The 4487-nt window shown below is 37.9% G+C and carries 4 protein-coding genes; all 4 read right to left on the reverse strand.

Annotated features, from left to right (window positions below; genetic code table 11):
• Window positions 1–579 (reverse strand): sugar O-acetyltransferase (locus AC1DWN_RS28650; protein WP_477562284.1); only part of this gene is annotated, 579 nt, incomplete at its 3' end.
• 110 nt (window positions 580–689) lie between these two features.
• On the reverse strand, window positions 690–1442 hold the full coding sequence (locus AC1DWN_RS28655; protein WP_477562287.1) for a DUF817 domain-containing protein: 753 nt from the start codon (window positions 1440–1442) through the stop codon (window positions 690–692).
• 122 nt (window positions 1443–1564) lie between these two features.
• A complete protein-coding gene (locus AC1DWN_RS28660) occupies window positions 1565–2353 on the reverse strand; it encodes a TerC family protein (RefSeq protein ID WP_477562285.1) in 789 nt (262 codons plus the stop codon).
• Window positions 2354–2777: 424 nt separating this feature from the next.
• On the reverse strand, window positions 2778–4256 hold the full coding sequence (locus tag AC1DWN_RS28665) for an Lsa family ABC-F type ribosomal protection protein (protein WP_477562286.1): 1479 nt from the start codon (window positions 4254–4256) through the stop codon (window positions 2778–2780).
• Between the last annotated feature and the right edge of the window lie 231 nt (window positions 4257–4487).

Raw genomic sequence — 4487 nt, forward strand, 5'->3', positions numbered from 1 at the left:
TCTATATCTCGTTTTGTCTACTTCCGTAATTTCACGGATTACTTTACAAGGATTACCAGCAGCAATTACGTTAGATGGAATGCTTTTGATTACAACGCTCCCTGCACCAATGATCGTATTATCACCGATCGTCACACCAGCAACAACGGTCACGCCTCCGCCGATCCAAACGTTATTACCGACAGTGATTGGAGCTACAATTTCCAATCCCTCGTTACGTTGGTCCACATCAAACGGATGACCTGCTGTATAAAATCCACAATTGGGTGCAACAAATACATTATCTCCAAAAACTATTTTAGCACCATCTAACATGACAAGATTATGATTGCTATAAAAGTTTTCACCGATTTCAATATTATATCCATAGTCACACACGAAAGGCTGCTCAATCAAGAAATGATCGCTTGTTTTACCAAGCAGTTTTTTTATTATAGCTTCTCTTTCGTTTACGTTTTTTGGATGGAGCTGATTATATTCGTAGCAAAGGCCTTTTGCCAATAAACGTTCTTCAATTAATTCTTTATCATAATTTGCATTATAAAGTAGTCCTTGTTGAGATTTCTCTTTTTCTGTCATGTCTTCATTTTCCTCCAAAACTAATAACCGTAATCGAAATATTTATATCTACATATCGAGGATACCCATTGTTTGTATTTTTATCTCTAGCATTGGAGATATCACTAATACTAGTCGTTTGCTGTTCTCTTAGCTTTAACATGTTTAAGCTGGGCCACGATGATAACGCTAATGATGACCAGAAGGAACCACGAGCTAATCTTACTGAAACTTACAAGTTGCCAGGTTTGATTCTGATCAGGGTATTTCCAAGCATTAAAAAATGTTGCTATATTTTCGGCTAACCAGATAAAAAAACCTACAATGATAAAAGCTAGCGTTAAAGGCATTCGATAAGTAATAGTGCGTACCCGATATATGATCCGTGTTTTCCAAAAGACGATAAACACAAGTGCAGTCAGCCACCAACGAATATCAGGGATAAAGTGATGTGTGAAAAAGTTCAAATAGATGGCTCCTCCTAGAATCGCCGAAGGCATTAGCCCAGGCCAGCCGGTCATATCCATCCGCAGTCTCCGCCATACCTGACACATAAAGCTCGCTACACTTGCGTACATAAAACCGCTATATAATGGGACGCCGAGCAATTTAGTGTAACCAAGCTCAGGATATGCCCAAGATCCCATATTCACCTTATATATCTCCAGTAACAAACCAATAACGTGAAAGATACAAATTACTTTGATTTCATCTCGTGTCTCTAAGCCGCTGCGGTACATGAGGTATTGTACTCCAAGTAGAATAAGCAGGATAGCATCATAACGATAAATGAAAGGTATCTCAATCACGCTAGAGAGAGCTAATGTTCCAAAAATCGCAACAGGAAATAAGCAGCTCATGGCTTGATGATAGCCAAAATACATTAGTTGTACGAATGATTTCACGTATGTTTAACTTCTCATCCCATAATGACAAAAAAACAGCCTGTTGAGTGTTCTCAACAGGCTGCAACTCTCAATGGAAATATAATTGATGACAAACTAACTTATGCTGCTTTTGATGACTCGTTTTCTTTCACCTTGCCGCCTGAAACGACCCAACCAATTACAGCGATAAGGATAAGCACCACGTAGAATGTTACTTTCCAGGCTGCAGATTCCACGAAGTCATGCGGGATAACATTCAGCGCTGGATGCGCAAGCGTATGAACAGCTAGCTTAACACCTACCCAGCCGACGATAAAGAATGCAGCAACTTCGAGAGCAGGTCTGCTCTCCAATAGCTTCACGAACATATTTGCTGCAAAACGCATGATGACAAGGCCGATAAATCCACCTAAGAATATAACGATAAATTGACCGCCATCCATACCCCCGATTTTCGGCAAGGTAGTTGCAGGCAATGCTACGGCCAGCGCGACAGCTGCCATAATCGAGTCAATCGCAAATGCGATATCCGCCACTTCGACTTTGAGTACAGTCATCCAGAAACCACTTTTCTTTCGTTCTTTCCCCGAACTCTTGGCAGCGGAATCTTCGCCATTTTTGACAATTAACTTACGTATTATATGGTTGAGTGCAATAAACAGAAGATAGAGCGCCCCGATGGCTTGTACCTGCCATACATCCACCAAAAACGAAATCGCGAACAACGAACCAAATCGGAAAACAAAAGCTCCTGCCAAACCATAGAACAAAGCCTTTTTACGCTCTGCTTCAGGTAAATGTTTGACCATAATCGCTAGTACGAGCGCGTTGTCGGCTGCGAGTAGACCCTCCAGCGCAATTAATACAAAAAGCACCCAGCCATACTCCATTAATAATGCAAAATCCATTCAATTTCCTCCTAAATTAAAAATGATAGACTTACCGTCTGATGTCTCAAAAATTCTAGTAACCTTTATCGAGTTAGACAAAGGTCTCGTTAACAATAGTGCCTCTATCATTAATGCCATTAAAGCCGGAGAACTTCCGTTCTCATAAATAACGACTTTACAGTGGCAGCCACTCCCCTTTTCTGTTTGGATTAAATACTCAACTGCTATCATGCATCTTGCAAAAAGCGTTTTATAGAATGTGATACGGTAAGAGGTACACATTGGTTTCATGAATTAGAGATATATTTCTGATATAGCAACATGAAATGATAGAATTCGTGCATTTTTATGGGTTTATGGATTAATTTACATCATGGAATGTGGCTTGGGGACTAACATTATACAATAAATAATATTTTTTTTGCTACTCGTTTATGTTTCATTAGAGGTTAATAAACTTTGTTGCAATATTTTCGCAAAATTCTCTGTCATGTTCTACAAAAAGAATGGTCGGTGAGTATTCAAGCAGCAGCTCTTCAATTTGCATGCGAGAAATAATATCAATAAAATTAAGCGGTTCATCCCAAATATGCAAATGAACGTTCTCACTTAGACTTTTTGCAATTAGCACTTTCTTCTTTTGTCCTCCGCTAAAGGCTGAAATATCCTTTTCAAATTGAACTCTGGAAAAATCAAGCTTTCTTAAAATCGATTTAAAAAGACTTTCATCAATCCCATTGTCTGCAGCAAAATCTGATAAATTGCCCTGTAGATGGGATGTATCCTGTGAAACGTAGGATATTTTAAGCTGACTATCCTTCATGAAGATACCTGTATAGTTAATATGTTCACCGCAAATCAGTTTAATGATACTTGATTTTCCGGATCCATTTTTTCCCGAAAGAGCTATTCGATCTCCATGCTCAATAGTAAAACTTATATCTGTACAAACCATCTTCTCATCATAAAAAATGGAAACATGATCTAGTTCAGCAAGTTGATTTTTATGAAAAGCAAGTTGAGAAATCTCCAAGCTTTCAGAGCTTTCGATATTTTTAAGGAGTTTTGACTTATCTTCAATTGCCGTCTGCTGTCTTTGTTCAATTGATTTTGACCGTTTCATCATTTTTGCAGCTTTATGGCCTACATATCCTTTATCTACCTTCGATCCCGAATTCCTTGTTCMGTTTTTTGTTTTTTCCACATCGTGTGACCAGTTGCCTGTACGCCTAGCAGAATCGGACAAACGCTTAATATCTCTTTTTAGTTTTTCGTTCTCCGCGAGCTCAAAGTTATCTTGTCTCCTTTTGTTTTCCCACCAACCTGAAAAATTGCACTTTTGAATTTCTATGTTGGTCTTATTGATTGAAAGGATGTGATCTACGCAATTATCAAGAAATGATCGGTCGTGAGATACCAAAATAAATCCTCTTTTGGTATTAAGATAATCACTGACAAGCTTTCTGGCATTCATATCAAGATGATTGGTTGGCTCATCAATCAACAGAAAACTATTTTCTTTAATAAACAATGTAGCCAGCAATACTTTCGTTTGCTCTCCGTTTGACAAGGAATCAAAGGGCCGATATAGAACATCTTCAGAAACCTTTAGCAGTGAAAGCTCACGCATTAATTTCCAATGAAGATAATCTGGAAAAATGTCACTTATTACATCAATGGTATTACTTTCTTTGTTCTCGACATGAAAAGGGAAATATTCAAAATTGACGATGGCAGATATATTTCCACTATATTCATGATTTCCAAGCAACAAGTTCAGAAACGTCGTTTTACCTCTACCGTTCCTTCCTGTAAATCCCAGCTTCCAATCCGTATCGATTTGAAAATTTACGTTTTCAAATATGTTATCGTAAGTGCCATCGTAGGCAAAGGTTAGATTCGAAACATTTATTAATGACATAAATTATTCCCCCTGTACAAGCGTAAACGGTTGTCGCTATCCTTGGTGGCATAAACGTTCGTTTCGCGTAGATAGATAAGCACATTTATAAGTGGAAACTTATAAATTCTTATCTATAAAAAAATAAAAGCTACAAGAAAAGTTACTTTTCTTGTAGCTCAAATAAATACAGTTAACTAACCCCTAATTGGAGTTAGAAAAGGATATATTGATTGAGTGAAAAGATAAAGT

The sequence above is a fragment of the Paenibacillus sp. P4_A7 genome, from assembly GCF_056402455.1.

Coding starts and splice junctions, on each gene's coding strand:
- AC1DWN_RS28660 (WP_477562285.1), bottom strand. CDS start 2,353: ATGGATTTTGCATTATTAATGGAGTATGGCTGGGTGCTTTTTGTATTA.
- AC1DWN_RS28655 (WP_477562287.1), bottom strand. CDS start 1,442: ATGTATTTTGGCTATCATCAAGCCATGAGCTGCTTATTTCCTGTTGCG.